The organism is Phocaeicola faecium (assembly GCF_014837055.1).
Taxonomy (GTDB): domain Bacteria; phylum Bacteroidota; class Bacteroidia; order Bacteroidales; family Bacteroidaceae; genus Phocaeicola; species Phocaeicola gallinarum.
Genome location: NZ_JACSPQ010000014.1, coordinates 1 through 19,332, shown reverse-complemented (window position 1 = coordinate 19,332; position 19,332 = coordinate 1). Strand labels below are relative to the sequence as shown.

At 45.2% G+C, this 19,332-nt stretch carries 13 protein-coding genes; 6 read left to right on the top strand and 7 right to left on the bottom strand.

Features of this window, described 5'->3' with window-relative positions; all coding sequences use genetic code 11:
• Positions 1–93: 93 nt before the first annotated feature.
• The 4 genes from H9626_RS11015 to H9626_RS11000 are packed head-to-tail and all read right to left on the bottom strand — an operon-like array spanning position 94 to position 3,813.
• Positions 94–1,659, bottom strand: coding sequence for a peptide chain release factor 3 (locus tag H9626_RS11015; RefSeq protein ID WP_178256480.1), 1,566 nt, complete (start codon positions 1,657–1,659; stop codon positions 94–96).
• Between the two features lie 30 nt (positions 1,660–1,689).
• Positions 1,690–2,556 (bottom strand): dTDP-4-dehydrorhamnose reductase, encoded by an 867-nt coding sequence (gene rfbD, locus H9626_RS11010; RefSeq protein ID WP_191710501.1) that lies wholly within the window; start codon positions 2,554–2,556, stop codon positions 1,690–1,692.
• A gap of 44 nt (positions 2,557–2,600) precedes the next feature.
• Entirely contained in the window at positions 2,601–3,149 is a 549-nt protein-coding gene (locus H9626_RS11005) for a DUF4924 family protein (RefSeq protein ID WP_191710500.1), read from the bottom strand.
• A gap of 4 nt (positions 3,150–3,153) precedes the next feature.
• A complete protein-coding gene (locus tag H9626_RS11000; RefSeq protein ID WP_178256477.1) occupies positions 3,154–3,813 on the bottom strand; it encodes a LysE family translocator in 660 nt (219 codons plus the stop codon).
• A gap of 325 nt (positions 3,814–4,138) precedes the next feature.
• Here H9626_RS11000 and H9626_RS10995 point away from each other — a divergent pair, with 325 nt between their 5' ends.
• The 3 genes from H9626_RS10995 (at position 4,139) to meaB (ending at position 12,709) form a co-directional block, all read left to right on the top strand.
• On the top strand, positions 4,139–9,793 hold the full coding sequence (locus H9626_RS10995) for an alpha-2-macroglobulin family protein (RefSeq protein ID WP_191710499.1): 5,655 nt from the start codon (positions 4,139–4,141) through the stop codon (positions 9,791–9,793).
• Between the two features lie 395 nt (positions 9,794–10,188).
• Positions 10,189–11,265 (top strand): DUF1573 domain-containing protein, encoded by a 1,077-nt coding sequence (locus tag H9626_RS10990; RefSeq protein WP_191710498.1) that lies wholly within the window; start codon positions 10,189–10,191, stop codon positions 11,263–11,265.
• A gap of 328 nt (positions 11,266–11,593) precedes the next feature.
• Positions 11,594–12,709: a methylmalonyl Co-A mutase-associated GTPase MeaB gene (gene meaB, locus H9626_RS10985; protein ID WP_191710497.1), complete on the top strand. Its 1,116-nt coding sequence runs from the start codon at positions 11,594–11,596 to the stop codon at positions 12,707–12,709.
• Between the two features lie 130 nt (positions 12,710–12,839).
• Here the strand turns inward: meaB and H9626_RS10980 are convergent, their stop codons facing one another.
• Genes H9626_RS10980 through H9626_RS10970 form a run of 3 tightly spaced genes read right to left on the bottom strand, consistent with a single transcriptional unit; the run spans position 12,840 to position 14,512 of the window.
• Positions 12,840–13,103, bottom strand: coding sequence for a DUF4834 family protein (locus H9626_RS10980; RefSeq protein ID WP_191710496.1), 264 nt, complete (start codon positions 13,101–13,103; stop codon positions 12,840–12,842).
• A 6-nt stretch (positions 13,104–13,109) separates the two neighbouring features.
• Positions 13,110–13,814 (bottom strand): CDP-alcohol phosphatidyltransferase family protein, encoded by a 705-nt coding sequence (locus tag H9626_RS10975; RefSeq protein ID WP_191710495.1) that lies wholly within the window; start codon positions 13,812–13,814, stop codon positions 13,110–13,112.
• 11 nt (positions 13,815–13,825) lie between these two features.
• A complete protein-coding gene (locus tag H9626_RS10970; RefSeq protein WP_178256471.1) occupies positions 13,826–14,512 on the bottom strand; it encodes a phosphatidylserine decarboxylase family protein in 687 nt (228 codons plus the stop codon).
• 162 nt (positions 14,513–14,674) lie between these two features.
• Here H9626_RS10970 and dnaE point away from each other — a divergent pair, with 162 nt between their 5' ends.
• Genes dnaE through H9626_RS10955 form a run of 3 tightly spaced genes read left to right on the top strand, consistent with a single transcriptional unit; the run spans position 14,675 to position 19,174 of the window.
• A complete protein-coding gene (gene dnaE / locus H9626_RS10965) occupies positions 14,675–18,472 on the top strand; it encodes a DNA polymerase III subunit alpha (RefSeq protein ID WP_178256470.1) in 3,798 nt (1,265 codons plus the stop codon).
• Between the two features lie 37 nt (positions 18,473–18,509).
• Positions 18,510–18,824, top strand: a complete 315-nt coding sequence (trxA, locus tag H9626_RS10960; RefSeq protein ID WP_178256469.1) for a thioredoxin — start codon at positions 18,510–18,512, stop codon at positions 18,822–18,824.
• A gap of 14 nt (positions 18,825–18,838) precedes the next feature.
• Positions 18,839–19,174 (top strand): hypothetical protein, encoded by a 336-nt coding sequence (locus tag H9626_RS10955; protein ID WP_178256468.1) that lies wholly within the window; start codon positions 18,839–18,841, stop codon positions 19,172–19,174.
• The last annotated feature ends 158 nt before the right edge of the window (positions 19,175–19,332 follow it).

Below are 19,332 nucleotides of genomic sequence, written 5' to 3'. Positions count from 1 at the left end.
CTTAGAGTCTGTTTTGAATTTATCGTGCGATGATTCGGGATGAAAACAGTTTCTCAATTTTCCCGCACAAAAGAATGCGGTATAATAGGTATATCAGAACTCTGAAGTAAAATGGAACTTGATATGCTTGAAGTCGGCTTGAGCCATCTGAAGAACATAACCACTATCGGCAAGGAATACGTCTCGTCCCTCACGGTCTTTGGCGATGTACTGATACTTGCGCTTCTTGAATGCTTCCAATTCAGCGGGGTCGTCGCTCTCTATCCAGCAGGCTTTATAAAGGCTTACCGGCTCCCAACGACACTTGGCGTTGTATTCATTTTCCAAACGATACTGAATTACTTCGAACTGAAGCTGACCTACCGTACCGATAATCTTACGCCCGTTAAACTGGTTGACAAACAACTGTGCCACACCTTCGTCCATCAGCTGGTCGATACCTTTGTTCAACTGCTTCGCTTTCATCGGGTCGGCATTTTCTATATATTTGAACATTTCGGGAGAGAAACTCGGCAGTCCTTTGAAATGCAAGTTTTCACCTTCGGTCAATGTATCGCCGATTTTAAATGTCCCGTTGTCCGGCAAACCGATGATGTCTCCAGCCCAAGCCTCATCTACCGTGGTTTTCCGCTGAGCCATAAACTGGGTGGGCGAAGAAAACCGCATGGTTTTGTTATGACGCACGTGCAGATAAGGCGTATTGCGAGTAAATTTTCCGGAACAGATTTTACAGAAAGCTACACACGAACGGTGGTTGGGGTCGATGTTCGCTGTAATCTTAAAGATAAAGCCGGTAAACTTGGGCTCATCGGGCTTAACGATGCGTTCTTCTGCCTGCACCGGACGCGGACTGGGAGCTATTTCCACAAAACAATCCAGCAACTCCTGCACGCCGAAGTTGTTCAGCGCCGATCCGAAGAATACCGGAGCCAACTCGCCTTTCAGATAATCGTCAACGCTGAACTCCGGGTATACCCCTTCAATCAGCTCCAACTCGCTGCGCAGTTTTTCCGCCAACGGCGTACCGATGTGGTTATCCAGTTCTTCGGTATGGATATCTACTTCCACCTTCTCGGTCACCACCTGTTTAGAGGGTTGGAAAAGGTTCAGCTTTTGTTCGTAAATATTATATACACCCTTAAAGCGTGGGCCGCTCTCGATAGGCCATGTAAGCGGACGCACGTTAATGGCAAGTTCTTCTTCCAGTTCATCCAACAAATCAAACGGGTCTTTCGCCTCGCGGTCCATCTTGTTGACAAAGATAATCACAGGCGTATTGCGCATACGGCACACCTCCATCAGCTTCCGTGTCTGAGTTTCCACACCCTTTGCTCCGTCTACCACAATGATTACGCTATCCACCGCCGTCAGCGTACGGTAAGTATCTTCCGCAAAGTCTTGGTGTCCCGGCGTATCAAGGATATTAACCTTATAGTCATGGTAATCGAACTCCATAACCGAAGTAGTAACCGATATTCCACGTTGCTTTTCGATATCCATCCAGTCGGAAGTCGCAGTTTTCTTGATTTTGTTCGATTTTACCGCCCCTGCCACCTGAATCTGTCCTCCGAACAGCAACAGCTTTTCTGTCAGTGAGGTTTTACCGGCATCCGGATGAGCGATAATCGCAAATGTACGTCGTCTTTCTATTTCGTTCATAAAATGGAATTATTATTCTAATCAGTCATTTCAGTTGTTAGCACCCTGAAGAAGGTCGATACACTCCTTCAAGCTGTCTACCCAGTAAGGAATCTCCAAACCGTATGTTTCTTTTATCTTTGTTTTATCGAGTACGGAGTAATGCGGACGATTGGCTTTCGCCGGATATTCTTCAGAGTGAAGCGGTTTCAGTTTACAGTCCGTGATGCCCGCTATCCGGTGAATCATCTGCGTAAAATCATACCACGAGCAAACCCCTTCGTTGCTGAAATGGTAAATTCCGGGAACTATCCCCTGACGAATGGCCGCAAACAAGGCTTCTGCCAAATCGCGGGCATACGTCGGTGTACCCACTTGGTCGAATACCACTCCAAGCGAATCGCGCTCATGTCCTAACCGCAGCATGGTTTTCACAAAATTGTTTCCGAAAGACGAATAAAGCCAAGCCGTGCGGACAACCATCGTTTCCGGGCAGTATTTCATCGCCTCTTGCTCGCCTGCCAACTTGGTAGAACCGTATACCGAGTTAGGAGAAGAGGGATGCGTTTCGCGGTAAGGAACATGCGCAGTTCCGTCGAACACGTAATCGGTCGAAACCTGAATCAGTTGTCCGCCTCGTTTTTGTATAGCCTTAGCCAAATACCCCGGCGCAAACCGATTCAGCCGTTCGCACAATGCTACATTATCTTCCGCCTTATCTACCGCCGTATATGCGGCACAATTCACAATAATATCTACTTGATGTTCTGCCACAAAAGCGTCGACCGCCTGTTCATCACAGATATCCAATTCGGCAATATCGGTAAAACAGTAATTATACCCTTGATATTTTTCTGCCAGCAAACGCATTTCGTTACCCAACTGTCCGTTTGCCCCTGTTACAAGAATTGTTTTCATGATTCATCTATTTGCAAAACGCTAAATCCGCTTCCAAGTAAAATTCAATCTTCTATCTCCAGCTCTCCCTTTTTATCTTTGTGGTAATATCCGGCAAGCATAGCCAGCAAATCGCCGATCACCTTGATCGCCTTTTGGGTTTCGTCGCTGATTTCCTTTTTTTGTAATTTAAGCATCAGCACCCCGTACATGGCATCGAAACAAGTCTCCAGTTCGGGTGCCTCCTTGTCGGCTCCCTTCGCACGAAGTTCAACGATAAAAGGCAACGCTTTATAATATGCCGCACTATAATAAGGAAACTTAGGCGAACGGAGCAAACGCAAATGCAGGTCGGTAAGCCAGATAATGATGTTCTTGTTAATCTGGAGATGACCCTTTTCCATCACTCCTTCATCGTGCATCATGTTGATGAGGTCTTCATACCACACCGCCAATGCCTTTTTTTGTTCTTCAGCGATAGGATACGGCTCGATGACGGCCTTCCGAATCTTTTCCATATCGAAACCGTTGGCACGAATCAAATCTTCTATCTGCCACATATACAGCAGATATTCAGCAATATTCTGTTGTTTTAACTGTTGAGAAATATACATAACTTCACGCGAATGATTTTCCGGTAGCCGCCAAAACGAACCCCACCAGTGCGGCAATCATAACCACCACCCCGATGATCCGGTTCAATACCCAGATGCCTCGGACATTAAAATGCGAACGGACCTTGTTTACAAAATAAGTAATGCTGAACCACCATGCCACAGCTCCCAAAATGATGGCAAGATACCCAACCAACTGGAAACCGATAGGGCTACCGGGCATAACAAACGAGAAACGGGCAAAAAGTCCGATGAACAGAAAAATAATAAGCGGATTGGAAAAAGTAACAAAAAATGCCGTAACGAAATTATGCAGGTAAGTTCCCCGCTTTCCCGATGAGGGACGGAGCGCTTTCACCGGATTACTGCGAAACGTATAGATACCAAAAGCAAGCAGCATGATGCTACCAACCACTTGCAAAAATGTCTGGTGTTTTACTATCAACTCATCCATAAAGCTCATACCATATCCCGTAATCAGCGCATAACAGATATCGCTCAACGCTGCGCCCAGTCCGGTAACAAAACCGAACCAACGCCCTTTGTTTAATGTCCGCTGAATACAAAGCACACCGACCGGGCCTAACGGCGCAGATACGACAATCCCCACGATAAGCCCTTTTATCAATAACTCCAATACGGTTACTTGTTCTATCCAATTCATGTTGCAAAGATGCTACTTTTTTACGAGACTACCTACTTTTTTATACGCTATTATTAGAGCCTGCTAAAATCCCGGTATTAAGGCATGAAAATTCTACCCGACAAACACCTTCGTCCTATGGGTAGAACCAATAAACTTATCCGCAAGAAATAAAGAAAACTACCCGTAGCATTTTCATCCTATGAATCAACACTTTAACAAACAGCCTATGTAGGAATCCACTTCAACAGCCGAACCATCCTTTTAAATCTTTTTACATAAAAAAGAGCAGTATTTTAAGAAAAAGGCATTATCTTTATGAAAAACTATAAAACCAAATAACGTTATGAAGAAGAAAATAGTTACAATCGGACTATTGGCGTTGTTTTTCAGTTTTTTCTCTTTACCGCAATATGCACAAACGTATGCGGACTTATGGAAAAAGGCTGAAACATACCAGCAAAAAGATTTGCCTAAGTCCGTTATTGAGATAGCAAACAAGATTTATGGCAAGGCGCAGAAAGAAAAAAATCCTCCGCAGATGATGAAGGCGTACCTTACCCGGGCCGAGTATCGGGTAAGCGTTACGCCCGATAGCCTTCAGGCGGAAATAGAGGGGCTGAAAGCGTGGGCGCAACAGGAGCAAGACCCGGTGGCACGAGGCGTACTGAACAGTATCGTGGGGTATTATAATTTAGACATCATGCCCGAAAATGTTGACAGCGCCATCTATTACTTCCGCCTTTCGCTGAAAGACAAGGAGGCACTGGCAGGAGTAACGGCAAAAGAGTACGAACCGCTGACCAAAAGCCGGGAGTTGAGCGAAAAGTATTTCGGCGACACAATGCTTGACTTACTGACGCGCCAAGCCATCAACCGGCTGGACGGTTACGGCGTTTCGATGACAAATCCCGATGTACAAAAAACGATAATGGAACTTTACGATGACCTGATAGGCTATTATGTGAACACGGGAAACCGGGCGGCAGAATTGCTGACCCGCATCAGCCAACTCAGCTACCTTCAAGGAAACAATATGAAATATCCGTTGAAGAAAACCAATGAGGAAGTTATCGCCCAACTAAATAAATGGGCGGAAGAATATGCCGACCTCGACGTATGTGCGGGTGTATATGCGTATCTTGCCGAAATATACGGACGCTACGAACATGATTACGTGCGCGAACTGGCTGCGGCAGAAGAAGGCTTGAAGCGGTATCCCAAATCGGAATTTGCCAAAGAACTGAAAGAGCGCAAACGTGCCGTACTGCTGCCTTCGCTCTCTATCAGCAGCGAATGGATGTATCCGGGCGAAACCAGCACTCTCTCTGCTACCTGCCGTAACCTGAAAGGGGTAACGCTGGAGCTTTACCGGCTGAACATCAAGGCATCATCGTCTGCGTTTGCCAAAGGCTCGGAAGGAAGTGCGCTGATAAAACAATACGGCAAACTGTACAGCAAACAGCATTTCGACCTGCCTGCCACGCCTACTTACCGCGACACTACGATAACATTCACATTCCAAATGCCCGAAGCAGGTATCTACGTATTGAAATCAAGACCAGACGGACAATCGGATAAAACTGCAGCATACGAAATCATCCATCTTTCTCCTCTGCAAGCGTTGAGCTTCCCATTGCCGGAGGGAGAACGAGAGTATTACGTAGTCGACCGCCGAAGCGGACAACCCGTTCCGGGAGCCGAGATTGCATTCTACTCCATCCCGGTACCCGGAAACTATACACCGTATCGCTCGTTCCGGACAGACGGCGAGGGGCGTGTGGTGGTTCCTAAAATGAATGAATCCATGTTGTGGATGAATGCACGCAAAGGGGAGGATGATTTTATGCGCATCTCGTATGTATCCGGAAATACGCTGCCTAATGTTGTGAGAAATGAAAAAGAAACTCAATTCATTGAATTGTTTACCGACCGAATCATTTACCGTCCCGGACAAACGGTCTATGTTTCCGGCGTAGCTTACAAACAGTCCGGTGATGAGGTTAACGCATCCGAAGGCAGGAGTTTCGACATCACTTTACGCGATGCCAATAACCGCGAAATATCCAAGAAGCAAGTAACCTCTGATGATTTCGGAGGATTCAGCACCGAATTTCAGATACCCCAACAGACGCTCCCAGGAGATTTCCGCATCAGCACGGAAAACAGTTCGCTGTATGTCCGCGTGGAAGAGTACAAACGTCCTACGTTCGATGTTACTTTCACGCCCTACGAAAAGACTTACAACGCAGGCGATACGGTAACGCTGGAAGGAACGGCCTTGAACTTTTCGGGTGTTCCCGTACGTTCGGCAAAGGTAAAATATACAATAACTCGCTCTACCGCGTGGTTCTGGAGGGCAAGCGGAAATGCTACGGAAATAGGAAAAGGTGAAACCACTACCGATTCGGATGGTCGTTTTCGCATACAGGCTTTCTTGGAAGAAGAGCTTTCAGAAACAAATCAACCGTGGGAGAGTTACTTGATTTATAAGGTAAATGCCGAAATAACCGGCGGAAACGGTGAAACGCAGTCGGGCGACATTTCACTGCCCGTAGGTAAACAGTCCATCGGCTTACAAATACAGGGACTGCAGGCAAGAGTGGCGCGCGAAAAGCAGGAACGCATCTGCATACAGGCATTAAACCTGAACCGCCAGCCTGTAAACACGAAAGTGACGTGCGAGATATACGCCGCAGGCGATAAAGAAGTGCTGAAACTAACCCAAACGGTGGATGCACAGAAACCTTTCGTCCCGACCGAACTTTACAGCCTGCCTTCCGGCAAGTACCGCATAAAGGTATCAGCAACAGACGAACAAGGACGCATCAGCAAGGCGGAACAAGAGTTTACGTTATTCTCTCTTGATGAAACCGTACCTCCTATCGAAACTCCGGAATGGTTCTACCAAGACGGAACTGAATTTACGGCATCGACTCCCGTTACCTTGTACGTAGGAAGCAGCGAAAAAGACGTATGCTTATTCTATAATATATATAGTGGGAACAAACGGATTCACAGCGAACGCATCACATTGAACAATGAAATCCGTAAATTCTCTTATATCTACAAGCCGGAGTACGGCGATGGCATTACGGTTAGTTTTGCTTTCATGCGCGACGGCAAACTGTATACGAAACAAGTATCATTAAGACGCCCTGAGCCCGAAAAGGAATTAACCTTAAAGTGGGATGTATTCCGCGACAAGTTGACTCCGGGAACGGAAGAGACATGGAGCCTGACTGTCTTCGATAAAGACGGGAAACCTGCCGACAGCCGTTTGATAGCAACGCTTTACGATGCCTCGCTCGACCGCCTGCTGGAAAACCAATGGAATTTCAACCTGAACTTCTATCGCTATACGCCTTCGGTTTACGTGAGTGGATTGAACATAAATACCCATCTCTATTTATATAATTTCTTTGGGCCGAGCGGCGAATGGTTGGGCATAGCGGGTTATCATAATTTGAGCCAATACAGCTATTTGCAGCTGCCTTCATTCCGAGGTTACAGCCAGAATTCTTACGGAGACAGAATCATGGTACGCGGATTGGCATCGTCAAGACTGATGAAAACTGCCGCACCTGCTGCCGTTGCTGCCGATGGCTCATTCGCACAGTCTAACGGAATAGAGCAAGGATTTGACATCGCTGAAGAAAGTATGATATCAATATCTGATTTACAATCACAAGTAACAGAGCCTTCAACGCCTTACGTCCCGCTGCGGGAAAATTTCGCTGAAACGGCTTTCTTCTATCCCGACTTGAGAACGGATTCGGCCGGAAGGGTACGCATCGTATTCACCATGCCCGATGCCCTGACGGAATGGAAGTTCATCGGATTCGCGCATACGCAACAGATGGACTACGGAATGATTACGGCGAAGGCCAAAACCAGCAAACCGTTTATGGTGCAACCCAATATGCCTCGGTTTGTCCGTGTGGGTGACCGTTCGGTTATCACCGCATCGCTCAATAATCTTTCGATGGAAACGATTAGCGGCAAGGCGCGGATGGAGTTGCTGAACCCGACGGACGAACAGGTAGTTTACCAATCCGAACAGCCGTTTACGGTAAAAGAAGGTGAGAACGGAACAGTAAGTTTCGAGTTTGAAGCCGACGAACGTTTCGATGTTCTGATTTGCCGGATAGTTGCCGAAGCCGGAAAGTTCAGCGACGGAGAGCAACATTACCTGCCGGTACTCACCAACAAACAGCGGGTAACGGAAACAATTCCTGTACAGCTGAGCGGCGAGCAAACGCTTTCACTCCCGACAGACGAATTGTTTAACGGACAGAGCAAGACGGCTACCGACAAGCGTCTGACAATAGAACTGACAGCAAACCCTGAATGGTACGTCGTACAGGCACTTCCCGTCGTAGGAAACCCGACTGATGACAACGCGATTTCATGGGTTACCTCGTATTACGCTAATGCAATATCGGCGGAAATCGTCAGAAAGAATCCGGCAATTGAAAAAGTTTTCAACAGTTGGATGGCGCAGGGCGGAAGCAAAGAAACGTTACTCAGTAACTTAGAACGGAATCAGGACTTGAAAAACATCTTGCTGGCTGAAACGCCGTGGTTGGCAGAGGCTACTGATGAAACTGAGCAGAAACGCCGAATTGCCTTGCTGTTCGACCTGAATACGGTGAGCCAACGTTCTGCACAAGCGGTTAAGAAACTGGCCTCGCTTCAGAATACAGACGGTAGCTGGAGCTGGTACAAAGGCATGGCGGGCAACCGCATCGTGACTACACAGGCGGTAGAACTGTTGGCACGCCTGAAAGCGATGAATATCATGCTCGACGCACAACTGAATACGCTTTATGTAAAAGCCACTCAGTATCTGACGGCTACTATGGAACTGGTATATGAGCAGATGAAGCAGCGCGAAGCAAAAGGCGAAAAGAACGTATTGCCGGACGCTCTGTCGGTTCGTTACCTCTATGTCTGTGCACTCGACAACTACGTAGCAAGCAAAGCGAATCCGAAAATAATCGCTTATCTGACCGGGAAGTTGGAAAACCGTTCTGCCGAATATTCCATCTACGAAAAGGCTCTGACGGCTGCCATCATGCAGGCTAACGGCAAGACCCGTGAGGCATCGGAACTGATTCAGTCGATAAAAGAATACACGATTTATACGTCCGAAATGGGACGGTACTTCGATACGCCGAAAGCATCTTACAGTTGGAGCAGTTACCGGATACCGACACAGGTGGCGGCTATGGAGGCAATCCATCGCATCAGTCCCGATAAGCAGATGATGGAAGAAATGAAACTGTGGCTGCTCAAGCAGAAACAGACGCAGGCTTGGAATACGCCGATAGCCACAGCGGACGCGGTTTATGCGTTCCTTTGCACCAGCGGAAATACCTTCGCTGCCAATCGGGACAAGATTACGGCAAGCGTAGGAACAACCCGCATCCAGACACTGGACAATGCGTTAGACTATACGCGCCACACGTTCAGCGGCAGCGATACGGAAGTTCCGGAAATCCGCTTCGAGAAGTCGGGCGACGGAATCAGTTGGGGAGCGGTTTACGCCCAATACAGCGAAGACATGGACAAGATAGAGTCAACCAAAGGCAAAGACCTTTCTATCAAACGCGAATATTGGCTGAACGACAAGAAAGTTTCGCCGAAAACGCCACTAAGCACGGGTGATAAACTGACGGTGCGACTGACTATCAAGGCAGACCGCGACATGGATTTCGTACAGATAAAAGACAGCAGGGCGGCATGTATGGAGCCTACCGAACAACTTTCGGGCTACCGTATGGGTAATGGCATTGGGTATTATCAAGTAAACCGGGATGCCTCAACGGAATTCTTCATCGACAAGCTCCGCAAAGGCACGCACATAATTGAGTACACGGTGTACGTAGACAGAAGCGGAACTTATCAGGCGGGAACTGCCACGGTGCAGTCGGCATACGCTCCCGAATTTGGCGGACACAGCGAAAGTATGGAACTGAATGTGGGAGAAAACAAATAATTAAGAAAGAGGCTCTTAAAGCTTGTTTAAATTTTACTCTGCCTAAGTTTTAAACAGGCTCTTATTTCCAGCCGGGGAATTAGTCGATTCCCCGGCTATTTTTTTATTGATATATTATTCTACTGAAAAAGTAGTTACTTTCATTCGGCTTTTTGTATTCTCATTGTCGGGATCACCAATTACGATTCCATATTCACCCGGCTGCAAATTTTCTAATACAATTAAATAAGAACTTTCACCGTATTTTTTAGCTTTATAATCAATGTTAGAAAGGTTGTTTGTTTCAGTCTTTCATGACAGACGTTTCTTAATTTTCATTATTAACCCCCATGCGTTATTCTCTTATTTCGTTTTTTCTCCCTATCTTTGCTCAATCAATAAACAAAGATGATATAATGAAACGTTTATTCTTATTGACATACATACTATCAGCAGCGGCCTTATGGGTACAGGCGCAGCCTAAAATAACGTTCGATACTCCGGAAAAAGACTTGGGATACATACTGTGGCGGAATCCTGCCACGGTTACTTACAGTTTCACCAATACAGGCGACAAGCCTTTGGTCATCTCTAACGTAACGACCTCGTGCGGATGTATCGAAGCCAAATGGACGGAAGACCCCATTCCGGCAGGCGGCAAAGGGGAAGTTACTGCCGTATTCGATGCCGAAGCCATCGGACATTTCTATAAGGAAGTGGGTGTGTACTGCAATGCCGCTTCCGCCCCTATTTACCTGCAATTCAACGGCGAGGTTACCGCCGACCCCAAAAACTTTACATTCACTCATCCCGTGGGCTTTGGAGCTATCCGCCTGAACCAAGATGAAATCAACTTCGATGCAGTAAACAAGGGAGACAAACCGACGATTGAACTGATGGTTGCCAATACATCCAACAAGGGTTACTCGCCTGTGCTGATGCACTTGCCCCCATACTTGAGTGCGGAAGCCATTCCCGAAAAGTTGGGACGAGGCAAGGCGGGAAAAATCATCGTGACGCTCGACACGGAGAAACTGCCCAAGTTAGGCATTACCCGCGCATCGGTTTACCTGTCTCGCTTCCCCGGCGATAAAGTGGGCAGCGAAAACGAAATCCCCGTATCGGTTTCACTGTTGCCCGACTTCTCGAACCTGACAGAACAACAAAAGAACAACCCGCCCGTGGTCAGCCTGTCGGCGCATCAGTTAGAGTTTGTTGCGCTGAAACCAACCCAAAAGAAGTCGCAAAACATTGTCATCACCAACACCGGGCGGTCGGATTTGCAGATACAAGACATGCAGGTGTTCAGTATCGCGCTTGCCGTCAAGCTGAAAAAGCATACACTGAAACCGGGCGAATCCACCAAGCTGAAAGTAACCGTACTGGCGGAAAATCTTCCCCGCGTAAAGGGTACTCCGCGTATCTTGATGATAACTAACGACCCGCAACATCCGATGATTAACATCCGCGTAAAAGCAAGCGTAAAACAATAACACGCCCTGTCGGGCAGAACGTAAACGCCGGAATAACAGACCGATACGGACACACGTCCCCTCGCTGTTATTCCGGCGTTTTTTCGTTCGGTTTCCACCCCAAAATTCATCCGCATGAGTTACCCATTTCTACCCATAGAATTGCTTCGTCCTATGGGTAGAACGTTCCTGCCTTTCGAATAGAAATTATAACACCTACCAAAACAGAAATCAGGCAACACAGAAGGGAGGTTTTTATAAAGCCCGACTTGATTTATTCATTTCTTTTTCGTACTTTAGCAAATAAATCATACTGCAAAAAGTTACAAACCTTTAATATCTTGAAATCATGCAGCACCCCGAAAATGATGAAGCATACAAGGGACTTACCGTTAATAAAGGTATCGACCAACCTACGACTGTCAATCCGTATCTGAAACTGAGGAAAAAGACCAAACGCCGCCAGTTTACCGTAGACGAATACGTGGACGGAATCGTAAAAGGCGACGTAACGGTACTGAGTCAGGCGGTTACGCTGGTAGAGAGTTTGCGCCCCGAACATCAGGCGCTGGCGCAAGAGGTCATTGAGAAATGCCTGCCGTATTCGGGCAACTCGCTGCGTGTGGGGATTAGCGGTGTGCCGGGCGCGGGGAAAAGTACCTCGATTGATGCGTTCGGGCTGCATGTGTTGAGTGAATATGGCGGAAAACTGGCTGTGCTTGCCATCGACCCAAGCAGCGAACGTTCGAAAGGGAGTATCTTAGGCGACAAGACGCGCATGGAAAAACTGTCGGTTCACCCCGATGCGTTTATCCGTCCCAGTCCGGCGGCTGGCTCGTTGGGAGGCGTGGCACGTAAAACGCGCGAAACCATTATTCTGTGTGAGGCTGCGGGTTTCGATAAGATATTTGTAGAAACGGTGGGGGTAGGACAAAGCGAAACGGCGGTTCACTCGATGGTGGATTTCTTTCTGCTGATTCAGTTGGCAGGCACGGGCGACGAGCTGCAAGGGATAAAACGCGGCATCATGGAGATGGCGGATGGCATTGTTATCAACAAAGCAGACGGAAACAACATCGAAAAAGCTAAGTTGGCAGCCTCTCACTTCCGTAATGCCCTGCATTTGTTTCCGGCTCCCGAATCGGGATGGACACCGCAGGTATTGACTTACTCCGGTTTTTATAACATCGGAATCAAGGAAATCTGGGACATGGTTTATAAATACGTCGACTTTGTGAAGGCAAATGGGTATTTCAACTACCGCCGTAACGAACAGGCAAAGTATTGGATGTATGAAACCATCAACGAACACCTTCGCGACAGTTTCTATAACAATCCCGTCATTTCGTCTCTGATTCCCGGTACGGAGCAGGAGGTTTTGGGCGGACGAACCACTTCGTTCACCGCCGCACGCAAGTTGCTGGATACGTATTTCAAGGAGTGTTTGATAGCACAGAAAGAATAATCATCCACCTGCACGGATGACCGATTGGTTGCTCTATCGGAACACTTTCGTAGAATTGTTTTTCAGAAAAAATCACGGGCTGTTTGACAGAAGAAGACATAAAAACAGCCCGAAAGAATATGTAAAAAAGTCATTTATCTTTTATTTCTTCAAAATCGACATATTCTCCTTCATCGTCGGAGAATACTTTTTTACGCGCTGAAGCGGCGGAAGAGGAAGCATCTTCTGATTGCTGTTGTCCCGTATAAGCATAGTCAGATGAAGAAGATTTATCGGTTCCTTTCATTCGGCGACCAACACGGCGCACTGTTCCTACAATCTTCAAAACAATAATCAGTCCGAAGACGAGAACTATCAATACCAGAAAAAATATAAAACCTAAGATATGAAACATCAGTCATTACTTTTTACGAGTAATCAAAGAAAGAAGGATATACCACACGATAACAGCAGCAAATCCACTCAAGCGAAACACTACCAGCAGAGGAATGCTTACAATCAAGAAAATATAACTTACCTTATTATGTCCCCACGACAGGTCTTTAAACTTGAGTGAGAACATGGGCAGTTCTGCCACCAGCAAAAGCGACATAACTATTACCAGCAAAAGCAGATAAAGGGCATTGAAATAAGAAGAAACGAGAAACTCATGCGCTCCTACCGCCAACGAACCCCAAAACAGGGCATTTGCCGGTGTAGGCATACCGATAAAAGAAGTAGTCTGACGCTCATCCAAATTAAATTTAGCAAGACGAAGCGCAGAAAAAACAGCGATGAGGAATCCGGCATAAGGCAAAATATCTTTCACTCCCAACATCCAGTCGGGATAAACCACTTCTTTAAACAAAGAAAAAGCTATTGCCGCAGGAGCCAGCCCGAAAGTAATATCATCTGCCAATGAGTCGAGTTCTTTACCGATAGGCGAAGACACATGAAGTAACCGGGCAGTCATACCGTCAAAGAAATCAAAAACTGCTCCTAAAACGATGAACAACAAAGACAATTCATAGTTGCCTTGAAAAGCCCAATAAGCAGCAATACATCCAGAAAAAAGATTGCAACTTGTAATCGTATTCGGAATATTGCGGATAATAGCATTAGCCATAATCAGGATAATTATTTAAGTTTAGCGATAACGGTTTCATTGCCCGTGGTTTTCTGCCCCATCGTAACCAGCACTTCTGTCCCCAACGGAAGATACACATCCACACGTGAACCGAATTTGATGAATCCCATGTGTTCGTCAATGTAACAATCCTCACCTTTCTCTGCATAAGTAACAATACGCCGCGCTACGGCACCTGCTATCTGTCGTGCCATGACCGTATGTCCTTCGGGAGTTTCGATAACGATGGTAGAACGTTCGTTCTCGGTACTCGCCTTAGGCAACCACGCCTTCATAAAACGTCCGTCATGATGTGCCACGTATTTTACAACGCCATCCACCGGATACCAATTAGCATGTACATTGGTTATATCCATAAAAATGGAAATCATCAGGCGGCGGTCATGAAAATACTCATGTTCATCCACCTCTTCGATAACGACGATGCGTCCGTCGGCAGGAGCTACAACCGTTTTTTCCGTATCGCCCTTGAACAAACGTATCGGACATCGGAAGAAATTAACTACTAACAGATAAAGCGCAACGCTGATCACTGCGCACACGTAAAAAGGTATCTTGCATTTTATTCCCCAATAGAGCGCCAAATTAATCATTACCAACAAAATCGCTCCCGTAATGAGAATATGAGTACCTTCGTGATGAATACGGATTTTCTTTAATTTCTTTATCTTATTCATTGGATATATCCGGGTATTATGTATGCACTTTCATTATAAGATAGTACAAAAATATATCATATTTAATAACCCTGCAAGAAAATGTAACTTTTTATTAAACACATTTGTTTGTTGTCGAAAAGGTAGGTATCTTTGATAAGTTTTTCATTTAATCAAATAATCATGCAGGATTTCGTTCACTTACATGTTCATACCCAATATTCTATTCTGGACGGACAGGCTTCCATTCCGCGATTAGTAGACAAAGCTATTGCCAACGGAATGAAAGGCATCGCTGTAACCGACCACGGAGATATGTTTGGCATCAAAGAGTTTTTCAATTATGTAAACAAGAAAAATAGCGGAATAAACGGTGAAATAAAAGATTTAAAAAAACGTATTGCAACTTTAGAAAACAGCGAAGAAAAGACTGAAGACATACAGGCGGAAATCGCTGCTTGCAAAGAAAAACTGGAAGAAACCCGTAAAAAGCTCTTCAAACCCATATTAGGCTGTGAAATGTATGTGGCGCGCCGCCGCATGGAAAACAAAGAAGGAAAACCAGACCAAAGCGGATACCACCTGATTGTACTTGCAAAAAACTTGAAAGGGTATCATAATCTGATAAAACTGGTTTCTAAAGCATGGACCAAAGGGTTTTATATGAGACCACGTACTGACCGTACAGAGCTTGAAAAGTATCACGAAGGGCTTATCGTATGTTCGGCTTGCTTGGGTGGAGAAATCCCACGCCGGATTATTGCCGAACAATACGAAGAAGCAGAAGAAGCCGTACGGTGGTATAAAAATCTGTTTGGAGATGATTACTATTTGGAACTGCAACGCCACAAGGCTACTGTTCCGCGAGCAAATCATGAAACGTATGTCTTACAGGAAAAAGTCAACAAAAAGTTGATAGAATATGCCCGGAAATACAATATTAAACTGGTTTGCACAAACGATGTCCACTTTGTAGATGAAGAAAATGCCGAAGCTCATGACCGACTGATTTGTTTAAGTACGGGAAAAGACTTGGACGACCCGAAGCGTATGCTTTATACCAAACAAGAATGGATGAAGACGCGCGAGGAAATGAATGAAATCTTCGCTGACATACCGGAGGCACTGACTAACACGGCGGATATTTGCGACCAAGTGGAATTTTATTCCATCGACCATGCACCCATTATGCCTACTTTCGCCATTCCGGAGGATTTCGGTACGGAAGAAGAATACCGAAAGAAGTTTACTGAACAAGATTTGTTCAACGAGTTTACGCAAGACGAGAATGGCAATGTGGTTATGAGCAAAGAAGCTGCCGAAGCCAAAATAGAGCGTTTAGGAGGATATGACAAACTGTATCGTATAAAATTGGAGGCAGACTATTTGGCTAAACTGGCTTATGAAGGAGCGCATCGCCGATACGGAACAGAACTTACCGAGGAGATAGAAGAACGTATCAAGTTCGAACTTTATATCATGAAAACAATGGGTTTCCCCGGTTACTTCTTGATCGTTCAAGACTTTATTAATGCCGCCCGCGAAAAGCTGGATGTATCGGTCGGCCCGGGACGTGGTTCTGCTGCCGGTTCAGCCGTGGCTTATTGTTTAGGTATCACTCAAATAGACCCGATTAAATACGACCTGCTGTTTGAGCGTTTTCTAAACCCTGACCGAATTTCGTTGCCTGATATCGACGTTGACTTCGATGACGACGGACGTGGACGAGTTTTAAATTGGGTAACAGAAAAATACGGACAAGAAAAAGTAGCACATATTATTACGTACGGTACGATGGCAACCAAACTTGCCATCAAAGACGTGGCGCGTGTACAAAAGCTCCCGCTCTCGGAATCAGACCGTTTGTGTAAACTTGTCCCTGATAAAATTCCGGATAAAAAACTAAACCTGACCAATGCTATCGCCTACGTACCCGAACTGCAAGCAGCAGAAGTATCGCCCAACCCTATTTTGCGCGATACCATAAAGTATGCCAAAATGTTGGAAGGCAATGTCCGTAATACGGGTGTACATGCTTGTGGAACAATTATCTGCCGTGACGATATTACGGATTGGGTTCCCGTTAGTACGGCAGACGACAAGGACACTGGCGAAAAAATGTTGGTTACTCAATATGAAGGTTCAGTCATCGAAGAAACAGGACTAATAAAAATGGACTTTTTGGGACTAAAAACCCTTTCCATTATAAAAGAGGCCTTAGATAATATCCGACAAAGCAAAGGCATACATCTGAATATAGATGAAATTCCAATCGATGATGAAGCTACCTATCAATTATACAGTGAGGGAAGAACGATAGGGACATTCCAGTTTGAATCGCCCGGTATGCAAAAATATTTGCGCGAACTTCAGCCTTCCACTTTTGAGGACTTAATAGCCATGAATGCCCTTTATCGTCCGGGACCGATGGATTATATTCCCGACTTTATCGACCGTAAACATGGACGCAAGCCGATAAAATACGATATCCCCATCATGGAAAAATATTTGAAGGATACGTATGGTATCACTGTGTATCAAGAACAGGTGATGTTGCTGTCGCGCTTGCTTGCCGACTTCACACGAGGTGAATCCGATGCCTTGCGTAAAGCCATGGGTAAGAAACTGCGTGACAAACTGGATCACATGAAACCCAAATTCATCGAAGGCGGTAAGAAGAATGGTCATGACCCGGAGGTCTTGGAGAAGATATGGACAGACTGGGAAAAATTTGCATCGTATGCGTTCAATAAATCTCACGCTACATGTTATTCGTGGGTAGCCTATCAAACAGCATATCTGAAAGCCAATTATCCGGCAGAATATATGGCAGCAACCATGAGCCGTAACATTGCCAATATCACCGAAATCACCAAACTCATGGATGAGTGTAAGGCAACAGGCATTACTGTATTGGGCCCTGACGTAAATGAAAGTATGCTGAAGTTTTCTGTAAACCGCAGCGGAGACATACGTTTCGGATTAGGAGCAGTAAAAGGAGTAGGCGAATCAGCCGTTCGTTGCATATTGGAAGAACGAGAAAAAAATGGTCCTTTCAAAAATATTTTCGACTTTGTACAGCGCATTAATCTTTCGGCTTGTAACCGGAAAAATATAGAAAGTTTAGCACTGGCAGGAGGATTTGACAGTTTCCCTGAAATCAAACGTGAAGATTTCTTCCAGAAAAATGCCAAAGAAGAAACTTTCGTTGAAACATTGGTACGATACGGAAATAAATACCAAGTAGATAAAGCAGCTATATCTAATTCACTGTTCGGAGATGAACATGAAATAGAAGTCGCTACTCCAGAAATCATCCCTGCACCGGCATGGAGCGATTTGGAACGCTTGAATAAAGAACGTGATTTGGTTGGTATATACCTATCAGCTCATCCTTTAGATGAATATTCCGTGATTTTGGAAGATGTATGTAAAACGCGCATGACTGATTTGGCCGATCTGACTGCCTTACAAAATCAAGACCTTGTTATGGGAGGCATCGTAACCGGAGTACGTGAAGGATATACAAAAAATGGCAAACCATACGGAGTTGTTAAAATGGAAGATTACTCCGGAGTAGGTGAATTTGCTTTCTTCGGGAATGAATGGGTAGAAAAAAAGAACTTCTTTGTTGAAGGAATGTTTCTGTTCATGCGTGGAAAATGTCAGCCTCGCCAATGGAAACAAGATGAGTTAGAAGTGAAAATAAACAGTATAGAACTTCTCTCTGAAGCAAAAGACCACCTGATTGAAAAGTTAACAGTAACCGCCCCACTGTCTGCTATTAATGACCAACTGATTATGGAAATAGCCTCGATAGCGAAATCTTCTCCCGGAACAGCAGAATTATGCTTTTATATACAGGATGAAGACAAGCAAATGTATGTCAGCCTCATGTCGCGGACAATGAAAATCTCTGTAGAGAAAGACTTGGTCAACTTTTTAAAAAGCCAACCACAGTTAGAGTATAAAATAAATTAGTATATTTGCCACTAATATTAACTTTAAAAATTACAATATGGCACTAACGATTAAAGATGACAATTTTGAAGCAATTCTGGCTGAAGGTAAGCCGGTAGTATTGGACTTTTGGGCTCCGTGGTGCGGACCTTGCAAGCAAATAGCTCCTTATGTAGAAGAATTGGCAGAACTTTATAAAGACAAAGTAAATATCGGAAAATGCGATGTAGACGAAAACATGGATTTACCTGCTCGTTATGGCGTCCGTAATATTCCTACTATTCTCTTTATCAAAAACGGCGAAGTTGTAGACAAACAAGTTGGAGCCACTACAAAAAGCGCTCTTCAAGCTAAAATAGAAGCATTATTATAATAATAACCGAAGTTATGGGAATGGAAGAAGACTTTTTGCTGGAAGACGAAGACGATGCAAAATGTGTAGAGTATATAAAGAGTTATCTGCCACAAGAGTTGAAAGAAACTTTTTCGGACGATGATCTTTTTTATATTCTCGACTTGATAGTAGATTATTACACTACAAGTGGCTGTCTGGATGCTGAACCCGATGAAGAAGGTTACATCAATATAGACCAAGATGAAATTGTAAACTACATCATAAAAGAATCTTCAAAAGACGGTATGGGACCTTTCAAAGCAGATGATGTATTCTTTGTAGTACAAGGAGAAATGGAATACAGCAACATGACAGAAAATGAAGAGTAAAGCTATTGAATAAACTTAGAATACGAAAGCCATCTTGTTCACAGGATGGCTTTTTTTCTTGTGCTCCCTTATCATTGCCCACGCGGGGGCATAAAAAAAGGCAGAGTTCGCATCGGGGTTTCTACACCCACCGGAACTCTGCCCTGTCAAAACGGCGG